Annotated in this window: 14 protein-coding genes; 9 read left to right on the forward strand and 5 right to left on the reverse strand. The window is 53.6% G+C overall.

Translation table 11 applies throughout. From position 1 onward, the window contains the following. Positions 1-20 precede the first annotated feature (20 nt). The 3 genes from SIB38_RS13185 to SIB38_RS13195 form a co-directional block, all read right to left on the reverse strand. Positions 21-1,634, reverse strand: coding sequence for an arylsulfatase (locus tag SIB38_RS13185; protein WP_294119212.1), 1,614 nt, complete (start codon positions 1,632-1,634; stop codon positions 21-23). A gap of 370 nt (positions 1,635-2,004) precedes the next feature. Next, positions 2,005-3,093, reverse strand: coding sequence for a choloylglycine hydrolase family protein (locus SIB38_RS13190; RefSeq protein ID WP_294119214.1), 1,089 nt, complete (start codon positions 3,091-3,093; stop codon positions 2,005-2,007). A 212-nt stretch (positions 3,094-3,305) separates the two neighbouring features. Then, positions 3,306-4,346: a PLP-dependent cysteine synthase family protein gene (locus SIB38_RS13195; RefSeq protein WP_294119216.1), complete on the reverse strand. Its 1,041-nt coding sequence runs from the start codon at positions 4,344-4,346 to the stop codon at positions 3,306-3,308. 316 nt (positions 4,347-4,662) lie between these two features. Between SIB38_RS13195 and SIB38_RS13200 the strand changes: the two genes are divergently transcribed. From SIB38_RS13200 to SIB38_RS13215, 4 genes are all read left to right on the forward strand, one after another. Then, the gene (locus SIB38_RS13200) at positions 4,663-5,874 is read left to right on the forward strand and encodes an META domain-containing protein (protein WP_412552044.1); all 1,212 of its coding nucleotides are present in this window, start codon (positions 4,663-4,665) and stop codon (positions 5,872-5,874) included. A 395-nt stretch (positions 5,875-6,269) separates the two neighbouring features. Further along, the gene (locus tag SIB38_RS13205; RefSeq protein ID WP_412550337.1) at positions 6,270-7,244 is read left to right on the forward strand and encodes a linear amide C-N hydrolase; all 975 of its coding nucleotides are present in this window, start codon (positions 6,270-6,272) and stop codon (positions 7,242-7,244) included. Between the two features lie 374 nt (positions 7,245-7,618). Beyond that, the gene (locus SIB38_RS13210; protein ID WP_294119223.1) at positions 7,619-7,927 is read left to right on the forward strand and encodes a hypothetical protein; all 309 of its coding nucleotides are present in this window, start codon (positions 7,619-7,621) and stop codon (positions 7,925-7,927) included. A gap of 85 nt (positions 7,928-8,012) precedes the next feature. Then, the gene (locus SIB38_RS13215; RefSeq protein WP_412550338.1) at positions 8,013-8,186 is read left to right on the forward strand and encodes a hypothetical protein; all 174 of its coding nucleotides are present in this window, start codon (positions 8,013-8,015) and stop codon (positions 8,184-8,186) included. A gap of 351 nt (positions 8,187-8,537) precedes the next feature. On the opposite strand, the gene SIB38_RS13220 is transcribed toward SIB38_RS13215, so the two are convergent. Continuing rightward, positions 8,538-8,759: a sulfurtransferase TusA family protein gene (locus tag SIB38_RS13220; RefSeq protein ID WP_294119226.1), complete on the reverse strand. Its 222-nt coding sequence runs from the start codon at positions 8,757-8,759 to the stop codon at positions 8,538-8,540. Between the two features lie 93 nt (positions 8,760-8,852). Between SIB38_RS13220 and SIB38_RS13225 the strand changes: the two genes are divergently transcribed. From SIB38_RS13225 to SIB38_RS13235, 3 genes are read left to right on the forward strand one after another with little or no spacing between them, the layout of a single operon-like run. Continuing rightward, positions 8,853-9,605 (forward strand): cytochrome c biogenesis CcdA family protein, encoded by a 753-nt coding sequence (locus tag SIB38_RS13225; RefSeq protein WP_412550339.1) that lies wholly within the window; start codon positions 8,853-8,855, stop codon positions 9,603-9,605. 54 nt (positions 9,606-9,659) lie between these two features. Further along, positions 9,660-10,877: a hypothetical protein gene (locus tag SIB38_RS13230; protein ID WP_412550340.1), complete on the forward strand. Its 1,218-nt coding sequence runs from the start codon at positions 9,660-9,662 to the stop codon at positions 10,875-10,877. Then, positions 10,874-12,220, forward strand: coding sequence for a cytochrome P450 (locus SIB38_RS13235; RefSeq protein WP_412550341.1), 1,347 nt, complete (start codon positions 10,874-10,876; stop codon positions 12,218-12,220). Before SIB38_RS13230 ends, SIB38_RS13235 begins: the two co-directional genes overlap by 4 nt. A gap of 101 nt (positions 12,221-12,321) precedes the next feature. On the opposite strand, the gene SIB38_RS13240 is transcribed toward SIB38_RS13235, so the two are convergent. After that, the gene (locus tag SIB38_RS13240; protein WP_412550342.1) at positions 12,322-14,139 is read right to left on the reverse strand and encodes an extracellular solute-binding protein; all 1,818 of its coding nucleotides are present in this window, start codon (positions 14,137-14,139) and stop codon (positions 12,322-12,324) included. Between the two features lie 293 nt (positions 14,140-14,432). Here SIB38_RS13240 and SIB38_RS13245 point away from each other — a divergent pair, with 293 nt between their 5' ends. Next, positions 14,433-15,206, forward strand: coding sequence for a 3-hydroxybutyrate dehydrogenase (locus SIB38_RS13245; RefSeq protein WP_412550343.1), 774 nt, complete (start codon positions 14,433-14,435; stop codon positions 15,204-15,206). Between the two features lie 15 nt (positions 15,207-15,221). Next, positions 15,222-16,250, forward strand: a complete 1,029-nt coding sequence (locus SIB38_RS13250) for a patatin-like phospholipase family protein (RefSeq protein WP_412550344.1) — start codon at positions 15,222-15,224, stop codon at positions 16,248-16,250. The last annotated feature ends 10 nt before the right edge of the window (positions 16,251-16,260 follow it).

Here is a 16,260-nt window from a genome sequence, read left to right on the forward strand (position 1 = left end):
TTGCGAATTGTCGTACGCTTTTACTGCTGGGCTTTGTTGATAAACTCTTCGACAACATTCGACATGTCGAAAGACGATCCGCCTTGCACTGGTGGATAGTCGCTCAACGTTTGCAAATGCTTGCCCATCAATACACCCATCGGTTGGATCAGCCAGGATACTTTCTGCATCAGGTGACCGTAGGAGTCTGAGGTGTCGTAGCTTTCATACGGGTCTGACCTGATGTTGAATACCAATGGAACGGTGCGTGGGATTACGTTTGCGTAGTAATCTTCCTTTGTCGAGAAATGGAACTTCCACGGTCCCATCCGCACAGCTGTCAGTTTGCTTTCGTAGTAATGGAAGATATGTGTGCGCGCTGAACGCTCCTCCTCGCCCAGCCAGTAGGGTAGATTGTTGAGACCATCGATATACTGATTTTTCTGCTCCATGACTTGTGCGGCAGGATCTTCGACCCCAGCGGCCACTGCCAATGTTGTGAACATATCCTGGTGCGCTTGCATGCCGTTCAAGACAGAACCTTCAGGCAACACACCCGGCCACCGGATCATTGATGGAACACGTACACCGCCTTCATAGGTGGTCATCTTTTCGCCACGGAAAGGTGTCGTTCCGCCGTAGGGCCATGAAGAATGTTCTGGACCATTGTCGGTTGAGTACCAGACGATCGTGTTTTTCGCCAAACCTGACTCATCCAAAAAGTCGAGCACATCACCGATCTGGTTGTCATGCTCGATCATGCCAGATCCGTGATAATCGCCTTCGAATGTATATGTCTCTGCAAGGTACCGCGATTCATCGCTCAGTCGCGTATAAAGGTGCATACGACTTGTGTTCATCCAAACAAAGAAGGGTTCGTCTGCTTCTTTGGACGCGTTCATGAACTCGATGGCACGTGGAATCATCTCTTCGCCATCAAACGTTTTCATACGTTCTTGGGTGAGCGGCCCTGTGTCTTCACACTTTTGCTTGCCCACAACGCCAAAGCGTGGGTCCTCTGTTTCGTCCATGACGTCAGTCGCGAAGCAATGCAAAACACCACGGGTTCCGAATTGTGCTTCATAAGTTTCGATATCACCTGAAAATTCGACCCCAAATCGCTGATAATCTCGCTGTTCAGACTCTTCCTGCGTGTTCAAGTGATACAGGTTGCCAAAGAACTCATCGAAACCATGCATCGTGGGCAAGTGTACATTTCGATCACCCAGATGGTTCTTTCCAAACTGCCCGGTGCGATAGCCCTGATCTTTCATCAGTTCGGCCAATGAAGGCGATTCAACCTGCAAGCCAAGCGGTGATCCCGGTTGACCAACGGTGGTCATTCCCGACCGGATTGGATATTGGCCGGTAATGAAAGCGGCCCGCCCCGCGGTGCAACTTGGCTGCGCATAATGATCCGTAAACATCATGCCAGCTTCGGCAATACGATCAATATTGGGCGTGCTATACCCCATCACTGCATGGTTATAGGAAGACAGGTTCGACCAGCCGATATCGTCGCCCCATATCACCAAAATATTTGGTCTGTCTGCACCTTGACTGATTGCTGCTTCTTCAGTGTCGCTGGCATAGAGGATACCAGAGTTTAAGGCTGAGAAAATTGCAAATATACTCAGCGAAAGGCCATACTTCATAGCGCGCTCCCCGATTTAAATACGATCATCATACAATAACAGATTATTCGCCTTTGAGAAGATTTTTGCGTATTCTCATAAATTTATTTGTAGGATCTTCAGGCTGGCCACGCTGCTCTCACGGGTGCTGATCTGTTTTTGACCGCGCTGGCATTTGAGGGGAAGAAATTGCTTTGTTCAGCTTGAGCTACGACCATAAGACTTTCACACTCAGGTTGCCGACCTGGGCGGTAAATTCGGTCAAATTGAATTTACAAGCATCATGCTGCCGTATTGCAGAACGCAAAGCCATCAGTTCTCTGAATGCTGCAGTACTGATTTTTGTGATGGTTGGCGCGCCAACCATCACCATGGTTTTTGGCCCCGCGCCTCAGAAATCGCCGGTTCTGTCCCGGGCCACAAAACCGCTTTCCATGATCAGCGTTGTTGGTTCAGCAATCGCTTCTATTGCCTTTTTCACGTCAATTACCTCAACACTCTGAGTGAGGTATGTCTTGTAGTAGTAGCGCACGTTATTGGTATCGGCAGCCGAAGTCCAAATTGTGTAATCTGCGAATTCGGCGCTTCCGTCGGCCTCACGTATCGAACCTTTAGGAATGTCAAAAGCATTCAGAATGTGAAACGCCTTAAAGACGGCGTCATCTACTGTTTCGGAGGGTAGAGACGTGTTTGCAAATGCCACAGCGCGAACAAAGCGCGCAGGGGATGAATGGTCACCCGGCATGCCCAGCAAACCACTGCCTTGGCCAAAAGGCGTAACACTTTGTCTGCCCACTGTCATTTTTCCACGATTTTCGCTTTGTAGACCAACATAGTTTCTTAAGTTGGTAAGATGCCAATCATAGGTTGGATTGTTTGTGACCACATTCACAGTGTTATCGAAAATGCTCAGGCCCTTGTCCGTATACTCTATGACAATGGACGCGCCGGAGGCATCAGTGACGGCATAGTGAAAAGGAGCAAATCCGTCGATCTCGGCCACATATGTTCCGACGACATCAATGGTTGGGAGCGCTGCCTTGACCTCCTCAACGGTTGAAAACTGACCCAGAATCCAATTGCCTATTTCTTCAGACGATACGGCGCGGCCAATATTTTCATCTGTGAGTTCTTGGACAACCGCATCCCCGGCAAAATAAAATGCGCCAAAATATAGCCCCTCGGTGTTTAAGCCATCAAAGACGATTGGCATATCCAGCCCATTCGCACCGAGAAAGCCGTACTTTGCTTCGAAGGTGAAGCCGGTTTTGTCAGGGTTCAGTGCGAGGGTTTCAATCTCTGTGCCAGCCGGCACAGCAAAAATGTTCGAGTGAATATCAAAGCTGAACTCCATAGTGCGGGCGGGTACGGTCGCGCCGTCAGCAGAGTCGAGGACGATGCCTGTGCAACCCAACACATGTTGAGAGCTAAGGGCGAGTGCCGCAATAGCAGCGACAAAAAGGTTATTCGATTTTGGCATTTCTTTGTCTCTCTCCTTTACCGCTTTCGCGGATTAATTTTGCTCCAAGTCACTAGAAGCTTCCGCTTTGATAGGTCCTTTCAATGTCAAATACTGCGTTCTGGAAGTGTCTTCTGCCCCGTCCAGTCTGCATTCATCTTCTGTGCTGTTTGTTCTGATTAGTAAAAATAGCATGGGTATTGGTTTTTAAATTTTGAAACGGGTCGGCATGATCAAAGCCACTGTTCAAGTTCACTGACGTAAAGGCAAGTCTTTCCAATTCTTTCATGGACCCAGTCGGGGTTGTAATAGGTGTCCATGTAGCGATCACCACCATCACACATGATCGATACAACTGATCCCGACAAGCCTTTTTCCATCATCTCTCTTGCAACATTCAGGGCGCCCCAAAGATTAGTGCCTGTTGATGCGCCGGCTCTTCGGCCGATAAGTTTTTCCAGCCACAGTATGGTTGCCACACTGGCGGCATCGGGCACTTTGATCATGGAATCGATGACATCAGGCTGAAAAGATTTTTCGACCTTGGGTCGCCCAATTCCCTCGACCCGGCTTGAGGAAGTGATGTGGAGATCAGGACGTTTCTGAACGTAGCTGTCGTAAAAGACAGAGTCCTCAGGGTCGACGACAACCAGGCGTGTCTCGTGACCGCGATATCGAATATAGCGGCCAAGGGTTGCTGATGTCCCGCCTGTCCCTGCGCTCATGACGAGAGTGTGCGGGATTGGGTGCGGCTCTCTTTCCATCTGCAGAAAAATGCTTTCCGCTATGTTGTTGTTGCCGCGCCAATCCGTTGCCCGTTCGGCAAACATGAATTGGTCCATGAAATAGCCGCCGGTTTGGTTTGCCAATGCTGTAGCCGCATCGTGCATTTGGGTTGCACTGTCTACAAAATGACACTGGCCACCGAACAGAGTGATATTCTTGACCTTACTTTTTGCGGTGCTCCTTGGCATGACAGCGATGAACGGCAAGCCAAGCATGCGCGCAAAATAGGCCTCTGAAACTGCTGTGCTTCCAGAGGACGCTTCGACAATGGTCGTGGTGTTGCAGATTTTGCCGTTGCACAATGCGTAAAGAAACAAGGAACGGGCGAGGCGATGTTTTAAACTCCCCGTCGGATGAGTGCTTTCATCTTTGAGGTAGATATCGACATCCTTGAGTTTAGGGATATCCAACTTGAAAAGATGCGTGTCTGCGGAGCGTTGGTAGTCGGCTTCAATCTTCCTGACAGCTTCTGAAACCCAATCACGCACAGCTATCTCCTGTTCAAAAATATGCTTTAGAGCGACCATAGCATTCGGTAGGCACAAGATAGTAGGGGCATATTTTAATTATTCAGCACCTTCTACCATGACCTCTGAAGTGGGGCTAAGCCGGGGCAGGCATTGCAATCGTTTGCTCGCTGGGCCAACGACCTGTGCTGCGCGCTTATGAATTGCCCGGCGTAAAATCTGTCAACAATTTCAGCGGTGGAAGGCCAAACATCGCAACGATGACGAAGCGTCACAAAATATTGTATCAGCAAAATTACTCCCAATATGCTTACGGTGGATAGGAGGGGTGTTGAACATGAGTGTCAGGCATTTGATCTATGTAGCCATGATGTGGCTGTGTACGCCTGCAATGGCTATCATTGACGGGACTGAAGCAGATACAGAAGCATTTCGATCCTACGTCTCGATCCGTGCTATCAGCCCCTTTCCAAGCCAAAATGGAAAAGAAATTAACGCCTGCGGTGGCACATTGATTGCGCCGAATTGGGTGTTGACCGCCAACCATTGTCGGCCTGCCTACGAGGCGGTCTTGAACGGTGGTGAACCGGTCTTTGTGGGCGTAAACTTGGGCGTTGACGGCCTGTTCGAAAAGAAATTACGCGTCGTGGACTATATTCTTGCACCTGCCAAGCTGGGGCATGAGCGCGTGGATGCAGCTCTACTGGAGTTGGAAGCCGACGCAACGCTCTATGGTGCTCAGATAGCGCATATCTTTGATGGCGACCTTGCAGTTGGGACTGCAACAACCACTGTAGGTCTTGGGCAAGGCCATGAGGGAGACCCGCTTTTATTTTATAGTTCCAAAGTGACAGAAACCTCTTTGTGCAACTCGCCACGGGTTGATTACGATGATCTTCATGATTTTTGCGTTGGTATCCCGGGTTCAACTCAAAGAGCAGGCTACGGCGATTCCGGCGGCCCTTTGTTTGTCCTTGGTGGGGTCGATGGTGATGATTATCTTATAGCGGGTATCGTGAAAGGGGGCGTTAAGGCGAACGCAACCGGCATCGAAGAGACCGAAAACATCAGGTATACCGATGTAAACAAACTGCGTGATTGGATAAGCGCAACGACAGGATGTGACCTGAAGTCTGGTGATGAAACTGCGCAAATAGACGGTACGTTGGTCTGTGAGGGTATGATGCCTGATATGCCCCTGGTAAATACTTACTGGAAAATAACCTCGATCTTTGGAAAAGACGTGGTCGTGGTTAATAACCGCCGGGAACCGCACATCATTTTCCGTAGCGGTGAAGGCAACGGCTTGGTGGCAACGGTTGGTTGTAACAAGATTTCGGCTGGGTTCGCGCAAGACGGTGACACTTTAAAGATTGAAGCCGTGGCTTCAACCAAGATGGCATGCGTGGAGCCGCTGGCGAATGCGGAACAAGATCTTCTGAAGCTGCTTGATCGCGTTGTGAAATTTGAAATTGACCACGAGAAACTCGTTTTGGTCGATGCCGATGGGGTCATTCTAGCCAACTTAGAAGCTGTTCACTTCCAATGAGCTTTTCAAGTTGAGGACGAGGGTCTGGAAAATCAGATCATTGAATCAACCAGTGGTATTTTCGAGTTTTTAGCGCTTCACTTAGCGACCATGAGGTGGTCCTAAGGGTTGTCCCAAAATGCAATTGTTAGGCTAGCGGTTGGCCACTGGGTTCCATCCTCTGTTTTGCGAAGACACAGCGTATGAAGCCTGAAAAGCACTTGCAACGGACCGCCTGTCATGCGAGTTTACCAACGATTTCGTTTATACCACAGCCATTCATCGTGGACGCTGCGCTTGCAAGACGAACAGCTTGCACCTTCAATCGACGTGTAAGTAAACAGACATTCCTAGGACAAAACGTTTTCGTGAATTTGGGAATGGTGGTTTGAAACAAAAAGGGAATGGGGTGGAACATGTGCACTCGCCTTTTGTACGAAACAGCTAAAAAAGCCTTCATTACAGCAAGAAGTATGGATTGGTATGAGGATCTTGGCTCTGATTTGTGGGCCTTTCCTAAGGGTATGGAAAGGGATGGTGGCCTTGGGGAAGGGTCGATCAAGTGGACATCAAAGTATGGATCAATCACTCTTTCAGGCTACGACGTGGGAACGGCGGACGGTATGAACGAAGCCGGTCTGGTTGCAAATCTGCTCTACTTGGCCGAGGCGGATTATGCCACCGAGACCAGCGATGGAAAACCAAAGCTCTCAGTGGGTGCCTGGGCACAATACGCATTAGACAGTTATGCAACCGTCGCCGAAGCGGTCATGGGTCTTTCCGATGAACCTTTTCAAATGATTGACCCAGCGCTTCCCAATGGAAAAGCCGCGGGTTTGCACCTTTCGTTGTCAGACAAAATTGGGGGATCGGCGATTTTTGAATACGTTAACGGCAAACTCGTTGTACATCATGGTGGCGAGTACGCGGTTATGACCAATTCTCCAACTTACGATGAACAACTCGCGCTCACGGCCTATTGGGGACAAATTGGTGGGTTGTCGATGTTGCCGGGTACAAACCGTGCGGCTGACAGATTTGTAAGAACCTCGTTCTATCTGCAATCGGTGCCCAAATTCGAAGATCCGAGGCTGGCGACGTCTGCGGCATTCTCGATTATACGAAACGCGTCTGTTCCGCTCGGCATAACAGATGCAAATGCACCAAACATCGCAAGTACAATCTGGCGCTCGGTAGCGGACCATGACGCAGGACGTTACTATTACGAGTCTGCAGTCAGCCCGAATGCGTTCTGGGTAGATATAGAGAACTTGGATCTTGCGGAACGCAGTAAGCCTATGAAGCTATGCTTGAAAGATCATCCAATTTTGGCCGGAGACGTTTCCAAAGAGTTCACTCCAGCTCAACCATTTCGATGGCTTGCACACTGATATTTTGGTCTCTTACACGGGCTGATTTTGTATTGGGCGTTTCTAGACCGAGCCCAAATCGCACTGCTAATTTTGGGTCGCGAGTTTCGTGATGCGGCGACACTAGGGAATGCAATGGATACTTTTGGCTTATCAGCATGCGCGACCGACGGGAAAAGCTAGGGTGACGAGTGAGTTCATAATTCGTTTGATTGCTGGCAAGCAGCCTTTGAACGACATTCGTCCCACTAGATACTTGAGACCAGAAAAATTCAGATCCCAGTTCCGATACCTCCGCCACTTGCGCTGTTCTTTCAGTTCTATCGGATAGGTAAAGATAGCCTTGGGCTTTGTTTCTCTGTCAATTTTCTTGCTTCGACATTCTTCCGGCTTTTATGGTTGCCGAGTTTAAACCGCGCGACACCGTTGAACGCCTGTTGGCAGTGCAGATGGCGGCAACACATGTGGCAATGGTGCGGTCGGCTCGATGGTTGGCGAATGCCGAAAACGTCGATCAAGTGAACGCCCATTACACGGGGTACAACAAGCTGGCGCGGACCTATGCGGCACAGGTTGAGACGCTGCGCAAGCATCGCAATGGAGGCAAGCAAACTGTGCGTGTCGAGCGGGTGAACGTTGAGAGCGGCGGACAGGCGATCGTCGGCGACGTCACCACCCGGGGGATGGTTGAAGATGAAATGTGACGACAACCCCATGAGCAAGGAGCATGCAGCTCCGAGATGCACAGCGACCTCAAAACGAACCGGAGAGCGCTGCAAAGGCCCGGCTGTGAAAGGATGGACGGTGTGCCGGTTCCATGGTGCCCGCGGCGATCACGGCCCTGGCAAGGCCAATCCAGCGTACAGGCACGGCATGCGGACGCGAGAATGGCAAGAAATGCGCAAGGTGATCAACGATCTGGTCGGGATCGAGAAGGAAATCGAGGATTTGATCTCCGATTGATCGCGCTCTCTCAATGGCGGCTTAACGTTCCAAACCAGTCATTTGACAAAAATACTCAGATGACTGCTTCGAGTCCGCAATGGACATCGTTTCGTTCGCGACCAATGTCTAGTTGTAGTTGGCAGGAGAGGAGGACCTAAAACAGTCGTTGATAGCAGATCACCGACACGTCTTCACCTTTGGCGTCAACCGGCAGCACCTCGTAAGAGATGCGAAAGGGCGTTCAGCCATGAAACGATCCCCGGTTCGTTTGAAAGACGGGCACCACCGCCACAAACCCTTAAGTCAGCATTCCGGTGAAGATCAAAACTGCGCGTTCGCGTTGATTTTGTCGTAAGTTGCTGATCCAAATCAGCCTTTTTGCACGATGAACTGCAATTGACCATCTGCTTCTGTCATGCTGACAAAGGCGTGTCCGGCCTCGTTACAGAAATGTGGCACGTCCACAATGGCCGCCGGATCATCTGCCAGCAGCAGCACTTTCGCGCCAGACTTTAGGGGTTCCATACGTTTGCGCAGGCGCAAAACAGGCAGGGGGCACAACAGGCCAATTGCATCAACTTCCAAATCCATAAGACGGACATAGGCAGGATGTTACGGTCTGTCCACAGGGATGTGACCACCTGTGCACGTGACCTTCTTTGGAGGGTGGTCTAAGGGTGGGACATGTTTGGAATCGATATCATCGACGCGGGGCTTTTGCCTGCGATGTTTGTGGCGCTGGCGGCGGGAATGATCTCGTTTCTCAGTCCTTGTGTTCTGCCCATTGTGCCGCCCTATTTGGCCTATATGAGCGGCGTCAGCATGTCAGAGCTCACCACAGAACAAGAGGCGCGGCGCAAGGCGATTGTAGCGGCCTTATTCTTTGTGATGGGCTTGTCGACGGTATTTCTGTTCCTCGGCTTTACAGCCTCGGCGTTTGGGGCGTTTTTCCTACAAAATCAGGAGCTTTTCAGCAAGATCGCAGGCGGCGTTGTGATCGTCTTTGGTCTGCATTTTCTGAACGTGTTTCGTATCCCATTCCTGGATCGCGAAGCACGCATTGAGACGGGGGAGTCCGGCGGATCTGCCTTTGGGGCCTATGTTCTGGGTCTCGCGTTTGCCTTTGGCTGGACACCTTGCATCGGGCCACAGCTCGGCGCGATTCTGTCATTGGCGGCTGGGGAAGCGTCGATCACACGCGGGACAGTCTTGCTTGGCGTCTACGCCGCAGGTCTTGGCATTCCGTTTCTGCTGGCTGCGATCTTCCTCAATCGGGCAATGGGGGTGATGAACAAACTCAAGCGCCACATGGGCACAATCGAGAAGGTCATGGGTGGCTTGCTGCTGTTCGTGGGTGTCATGATGGTTACCGGGGCGTTCTCGACGTTCTCTTATTGGCTTCTGGAGACCTTTCCGGCGCTCGCAACCCTCGGATAAGGCTTAATTTTGCCAAAGTGAGCGGTTACACTCCTCTCAAAGGAGAGGCAGGCCATGGAAGAGCCCCATCATAGGCAGGTGCGCACGCGTCGGGTGTTTTACATTCCGGGCTATGATCCGATTCACCCGCGCCGTTACCGCGAGCTGTACCGCAAGGAAGGCGCGGCGCAGGCCGGAATTTCTGACTATGAGATTGCATTGTCTCCCAAGAAGGCGGACGGCGGGCCGTATGGCTGGCATGTGACAGGCCATATAGAGGGGCAGGAGACGCAGAGCGATGTAGAGGTGCTGGTGTGGTCCGACATTGTGCGCGACAGCATGGAGCAGGGCATTGTGTCGACCTACGGGCAGCTTCTGCGGACAGCCTGGACATATATTGGATCTGGCGCGTTGTGGCGACTGATGCAGCTGCGCAAGGGGCCGGTGATCGCGGCGCTCTATCCGGTGGTGTTTTTGTTGGTGCAGCTGCTGTTGGCGTTGCTTGTTGCTTGGGGCATTGGCAAAGGACTGGCGATGGTTTTGCCAGAGTGGACGGCGGTGTTTGGGCTGATCGTGGTTTTGCCAATTCTGCAATGGTTTCAAAAACATGATGGCAAATTCTTTGCCTATTATCTGATGCATGACTACGCCTATTCGGCCTCCACCAAGGGCGCAAATCCTCCTGAGTTGGAAGCGCGGATGGGGGAGTTTGCGGACCGCATTGCCGAAGCCTTAAAGTCGGACTGTGACGAAGTTTTGGTGGTGGGTCATTCCAGTGGCGCGCATCTGGCGGTGTCCGTTTTGGCTGATTTGATCCGGAATGGGCGTGTGCCAGAGGATGGGCTTGCGCTTGGATTTCTGTCGTTGGGACAAGTGGTTCCCATGGTGTCTTTCCTGCCCAAGGCGGAGCGGTTGCGGGCGGACTTGGCGTATTTGTGCCAGCGTACTGAATTGGCGTGGGTTGATGTGACAGCGCCTGGAGATGGCTGTGCTTTTGCGCTGTGTGATCCGGTGGCTGTATCTGGTGTCGCGCCCGAAGAGGGCAAGCGGTGGCCATTGGTGTTCTCCGCGGCCTTCACACAAACCCTGTCGGAAGAGCGGTGGGCGGAACTGCGGTGGCGGTTTTTTCGGCTGCATTTTCAGTACCTTTGCGCCTTTGATCGGCCAAGAGACTACGACTACTTCCGTATCACGGCGGGGCCAAAAACATTGGAAGAGCGCTACGAAGGGCGCAGGGCGTCGGGCTCTCGCATAGAAAAACCGGTGAATAAATTCACCTCGGTGGCATCATGATTCCTCCAAAACCAACGCCGCGGCCTGAAAAAGTCACGTTGCGGCAGTATGTGAAGCTCTTCCGCAAAGACCTTTTGTCGGCGCAGCCTGCCAAGTTGTATCGCGCCTGGATGGCGGAGTTTCGCACGCCGTTTTTCCGCTCCTACATGATCAACCAGCCTTCGTTAATAAAAACTGTTCTCAAGGAACGGCCGGATGATTTCCCAAAGTCTCAACGTGTTAGCGAAGGGCTGAAACCGCTTTTGGGGGAGTCGGTGTTCATAACCAATGGCGAGGTGTGGAAGCGGCAGCGGCGGATTATTGATCCTGCTTTTGAGGGCGGACGGCTGCGCGACACGCTTCCTGCGATGTGGGCGGCAAGCGAAGCCGCGGTGGCGCGTCTGGACGCCCATGTTGGGCAAGTTGTTGAGATTGAAGAGGAAACCAGCCACGCAGCGGCGGATGTAATTTTTCGAACTTTGTTCTCCATCCCGATTGAACATGAGGTGGCCGGTAGGGTTTTTGAAGAATTTCGCACCTATCAGCGTAGCGCGCCGATTGTGAACTTGGGGGCGTTTCTGCCTTTACCGCGTTGGTTTCCAAGGTTTTTCCGAAAGGACACCAAGCGTACAGCCGCCAGTATTCGAGGTTTGATTACCCTGCTCACCGAGGAGCGGATGCAGGCCATTCAGGCAGGCGAGGCGCCGGATGATCTGGCGACAAAGATCATGACCACGGTTGATCCAGAAACCGGAAAAGCCTTTGATACCAAGGAGATGGTTGACCAGGTGGCGATCTTTTTCCTGGCGGGACATGAAACCAGTGCCTCGGCTTTGGCCTGGACGTTGTACCTCTGTGCGTTGTTCCCGGAATGGCAGGAGAGAATCGCGGAAGAAGCCGCGGATTTGACCGAGGATTTCAGCGCGGTCAGCAAGTTGAAAATCAGCCGAGATGTGTTCCGGGAGGCGCTGCGGTTGTATCCGCCGGTGCCAATGATGGTGCGTGAGGCGACTTGCCCCGAGCATTTTCGGGATCGTGATATTGCCAAGGGATCTCAGGTGGTTATCTCTCCCTGGCATCTGCATCGGCAGGAGCGGTTGTGGGACAATCCGGACGGTTTTGACCCGATGCGTTGGCAAACGGCCAATGGCAAACAGTGTATGCGGGAGGCCTATGTGCCTTTCTCAGCAGGCAGTCGGGTTTGCACGGGCGCGGGCTTTGCCATGGTGGAAGGAGTGTTGATGTTGTCGATGATTTTAAAGCACTTCCGGATCACGCCGGTGGGTGATGCGCCGGTGCCGATTGCCCATTTGACGGTTCGGTCGCGGGACGGGATTAACCTTCGACTCGAGCGGCGAAATTGACGTCTGTATTACGTCTGTATCGCGACTGTTTTGCGGAGGTGCGGTTTTCCGGTAAGTGACCCGTTAACGAACAGGGCGCCCGAAGGCGCCCTGTGTTGCGTTTACTCTTCGTGCCACCAGACACCTGGCAGCCAGTCCACCCCGTCGCCATAGATCGGCAGAGTGTCTTTGGGGTAGTGCAGGTCTTTCTGGTGCGCGATGCGACCCACGGCATATTTCCAGATTGGGATCACATAGCGGCCAGAGGTCAGGACGCGGTCGAGCGCCTTGGTGGCGGCGACAAAATCATCCTGCGATGTCGCGGTCAGCATCTCGTTGATCATCGCGTCGATGGCCGGGGATTTTACACCCATCAAATTGCGCGAGCCGTTTTGATCGGCGGCCGCAGAGCCCCAGTACAGGTTCTGTTCGTTGCCAGGGGACAGAGACAGGGCGCGGCGGTAGTTGGTGATGTCAAAATCAAAGGCCGCGGTGCGTTCAGTGAATTGCGGGCCGTCCACCTGGGTGACGGTCAGCTCCACGCCAAGCCCTTCGAGCGCCTTGGAATAGATGTCGATGATGGCTTTGTTCTCTGTGTCGCCCTGCTTGAGCAGGATTTCCAGCGCGAGCACTTCGCCATCTGCGTTTTGCAATTTGCCGTCCACCACGGAGTAGCCAGCTTCTTCCATCAGGTTGAGCGCCTTGCGCAGGTTGGCGCGGTTGCGGGCGGAGCCGTCGGAGGTGGGCAGGGTGTAGCCTGCGAGCGCCTCAGGCGGCAGGTCATCCGCGAAGGGTTGCAGGAGTTCGGCGACGCGGCCTTGGGCCGGGCCGTCGTCCATGCCCAGCAGGGAGCCGGAGAAGAAGGAGGTGATGCGCGGCTGGCGCGAACCGGTCATCGTGTCGTTGATGAACTCAAAATTGAAGACATGCATCAGCGCGTCACGCACACGGATGTCATCCAGCGGGGCTTTGCGGGTGTTCATCACAAAACCGGTGATGCCAGAGGGTTTTTGGTGCGGGATTTCGGATTTCACCACGTCGCCGGATTGCGCCAGTGGGAAGTTGTAGTTTGAGGCCCATTTTTCCGCGTTGAATTCGCGCACGTAGGAGATTTCGCCGGCCTTGAAGGCTTCAAACATCACGGAGCTGTCGCCGAAGAAGTCGATTTTGATCTCGTCAAAGTTGTGAGTTCCGTTGCGGAACGGCAGGTCTTTGCCCCAGTAGTCTTCGTTGCGTGTCAGGGTTACATAGCGACCTGCCTCAAAATCAGAGATGGCGTAGGGCGCAGAACCGATGGGGAAGTTTTCGAGCGTCGCGTCCTCGAAGGATTTGCCCTCGAACTGCGCTTTGCTCAGGATCGGGCGCAGACCGGCGATCAGGGCCAGTTCCCGGTCTTCGGTGTTAAAGGTGAGGCGCACGGAACGGTCGCCGGTGGCCTCGATCTTGTCCACTTTGCCCCAGAAGCCGCGATACCGCGGGTGGCCGATTGTACCGAGGGTTTCGTAAGACCAGATCACGTCTTCGACGGTCACCGGGCTGCCGTCAGAGAATCGGGCTTCTTCGCGCAGGGTGAATTCGACCCAAGAGCGGTCCTCGGGGGTTTCAATCGATTCGGCCAAAAGACCGTATAGGGCGAATGGCTCATCCCAGTTGCGCCCCATAAGGGATTCCACCGCAAAGAAGCGGAGCTGCCAAGGCACTTCACCTTTGCGCACAAACGGGTTCAGGGAATCAAAGCTGCCGCCATTGCCCGTGACCACACGGCCACCTTTGGGGGCGTCGGGGTTGGCATAGGGCAGGGACACAAAATCCTGTGGCAAAGCGGGGGCGCCATACATAGCAATGCCATGTTGGGGTTCCGCGAGGGTTTGTGTGCCGACCAGTGTGAGCGCTAGCGCGGCGGCGGCACTGGTGACTTTGGGGAAACGTATTGGTGTCATTGCCTGAACAATCCTGTTGGTTGATTTTTTACTTACCCAAAAAGTAACGGCGGATTGGTGGCTTATCAAACTTTTAGCTTGGAGACCGGCGCGGTAACGCCTATAAAGGAGTCACTGCTCGATAGGTTTCTTGCCTGTATGAAACCTGCCTCAATAACTTTACGCCCGCTTCGCGCGGGCGTTGTTTTGGCCAAGTGGCAGACTTACGTAAGATTACGGGTGGTGCGGATTCCCCTTATTTTGCGGGTGCAGCATGATATGCTGCGCTCAACCGAGATGAGAAGGGAAGTCAGATGACTATGCAGGGCAAAACGGCGATTGTGACGGGCAGCAATTCGGGAATCGGTCTGGGCGTGGCGCGGGAATTGGCGCGGGCCGGGGCGGATGTGGTGCTGAACTCGTTTACGGATCGCGAGGAAGATCATGCGTTGGCAGCGGAAATCGCGGCAGAGTTTGGCGTCACCGCGCGCTACATCGCGGCGGATATGTCCAAAGGCGATCAATGTCGGAAGCTGATCGAGGATGCGGGCGGCTGCGATGTGCTGGTGAATAACGCCGGTATTCAGCATGTGGCGCCGATTGACGAGTTTCCGGTCGACAAGTGGGATGCGATTATCGCAATCAACATGAACTCGGCGTTTCACACCACGGCGGCGGCGCTGCCGCATATGCGCAAACGCGGCTGGGGCCGGGTGATCAACATCGCCAGTGCGCATGGTTTGACTGCGAGCCCCTATAAGGCGGCCTATGTTGCAGCGAAACATGGCGTGGTGGGCATGACCAAGACGGTGGCGTTGGAAACTGCGGAAGAGCCGATCACCTGTAATGCGATTTGCCCGGGCTATGTGCTGACGCCGCTGGTGGAGGCGCAGATCCCGGACACCATGGAGAAATACAACATGGGTCGGGAAGAGGTGATCAAGAAGGTTATGCTGGAGCGTCAACCTAGCCGCGAATTTGCCACAGTCGAGCAGTTGGGCGGAACGGTGTGCTTCCTGGCGTCTGATGCGGCGGCGCAGATCACCGGCACCACGATCAGCGTGGATGGCGGCTGGACCGCGTTGTAAAGGGAGGATGGCCTCATGAAGCGCATCAATCTGGCCTTGCAGGGTGGCGGCGCGCATGGGGCCTTCACCTGGGGCGTGTTGGACGTCCTGTTGCAAGACGAAGACATCGAGATTGCCGGAATCACCGGCACCTCTGCGGGCGCGATGAATGGCGCGGCTTTGAAGGCCGGGCTGCTCCAGGATGGGCGTGACGGGGCACGGGCCAATCTCGATTGGTTCTGGCAACAAATGGGCGCCGCACAGGTGCCGGGCATGGATGCCTGGTTTGCGGCGGTACCGCCAGGTTTGGTGAGCCGGGCGATGGAGTACAGCTGGCCATTTATGGCGGCGGATATGATGCAGCGGCTGACGTCACCCTATGCCATGGGGCCGTTGTATGAGCATCCGCTGCGCGACATTGTCGACCAGTTTAGTTTTGATCAGGTCTGTGCCGAGGACGGACCGAAACTGTTTGTCTGTGCCACCAATGTACGTTCGGGCAAGGCGCGGGTGTTTGAAGGACGAGAGATCAGCACCGATGCCTTGCTTGCCTCGGCCTGTTTGCCCACCTTGTTTAAGGCGGTGAACGTGTATGACGAGACCACCGGCAAAACCGAGGCGTTTTGGGATGGCGGCTATACCGGCAATCCGTCGCTCTGGCCGCTGTATCGGCGCGATTTGCCGGAGGATGTGGTGATTGTGAACATCAATCCACTGCGGCGGGATACATTGCCGGTGACGCCACAGCAAATCACTAACCGGATCAATGAGATCAGCTTTAACTCATCGTTGTTAAGCGAGCTACGGGCCGTAGCATTTGTGCAAAGGTTGATCGAGCAAGGCGCGCTGAGCCGGGAAGAAAAGCGGGAGGTGAAGGTGCATATGATTGCCGATGATGCGCTGATGACCCGCTTGTCGGTGGCGACCAAAAGCTGGCCAGTGACGTCAGTGTTGCATCATTTGAAAGAGGCTGGGCAGGCGGCGGCTAAGGACTTCCTTAGTGCGCATAAGGCGGACCTAAACGAACGCGGAACCCTGGATTTGGCGGAGATGTACGGCAGTTAAGCGGAGCGTC

Origin of the sequence: Shimia sp. MIT910701, assembly GCF_047126315.1 — a bacterium.
Classification (GTDB): Bacteria; Pseudomonadota; Alphaproteobacteria; order Rhodobacterales; family Rhodobacteraceae; genus Shimia.